The sequence below is a fragment of the Spiroplasma sp. DGKH1 genome, from assembly GCF_040940205.1.
GTDB lineage: Bacteria > Bacillota_I > Bacilli_A > Mycoplasmatales > Mycoplasmataceae > Spiroplasma.
Genome location: NZ_JASTWG010000011.1, coordinates 1 through 994, shown reverse-complemented (window position 1 = coordinate 994; position 994 = coordinate 1). Strand labels below are relative to the sequence as shown.

Below are 994 nucleotides of genomic sequence, written 5' to 3'. Positions count from 1 at the left end.
ACCACGGCGAAGTTCAGCGCGCGCTGGAACTTGTCGTCCAGGCTGAAGGCCATGTTGTCGCGCAGGTAATCGAAGCCGAATTCGTTGTTGGTGCCGTAGGTGATGTCGGCGGCGTAGGCGGCGCGCTTGTCTTCCGGCGGCTGGAAGGGAGTGACCACGCCGACGCTGAGGCCGAGGAACTCGTACAGCGGGCGCATCCAGTTGGCGTCGCGGCGCGCCAGGTAGTCGTTCACCGTGACCACGTGCACGCCCTTGCCGGACAGCGCGTTGAGGTAGACCGGCAGGGTGCCCACCAGGGTCTTGCCCTCGCCGGTACGCATTTCGGCGATCTTGCCGTCGTGCAGGGTCATGCCACCGATCAGCTGGACGTCGAAGTGGCGCATGCCCATCACCCGCTTGCCAGCCTCGCGAACCACGGCGAAGGCTTCGGGCAGCAATTGGTCGAGCGTTTCGCCCTTGGCGTAGCGCTGCTGGAATTCAGCCGTTTTCGCCTTCAACTGCTCGTCGGAGAGCGCCACCATCTGGGGCTCGAGCGCATTGATGGCCTGTACAGCCTTGGCCATGCGCTTTACATCACGCTCGTTCTTGCTTCCAAAGAGTTTCTTCAACAAAGGCGCAAACATATCGACTTGGTCATCCACACGTGGGGAATGGAAGGCTCACCCATCCGGCGGCCCGTGCCGATCAACGGCATGAAAGGGAACATTCTACCCGGAAACGGGTATGAGAAAAGTACAGCAGATCAATGCGCGTCGCTCACTCGGAAACAGACGCGCGTGCGATGAAGCTTTGCGGATTCATTACCCGGCCATCCTTCATCACTTCGAAATGTACGTGGTAGCCGGTGGAGCGTCCGGTGCTGCCGACCTTGGCCAGCACCTGGCCGCGCTTGACCAGGTCACCGACCTCGACCAGGTTCTTCTGGTTATGGGCATACAACGTGGTGTAGCCATCGGCGTGCCCGACCTCGACCACGTTGCCATAGCCGTTCTTG

Annotated in this window: 2 pseudogenes; both read right to left on the bottom strand. The window is 61.1% G+C overall.

The annotated features are described in order from the left end of the window. A pseudogene (gene secA, locus QPK10_RS06685) lies at window positions 1-623 on the bottom strand (preprotein translocase subunit SecA); the annotation flags it as partial. 136 nt (window positions 624-759) lie between these two features. Beyond that, a pseudogene (locus QPK10_RS06680) lies at window positions 760-994 on the bottom strand (M23 family metallopeptidase); the annotation flags it as partial.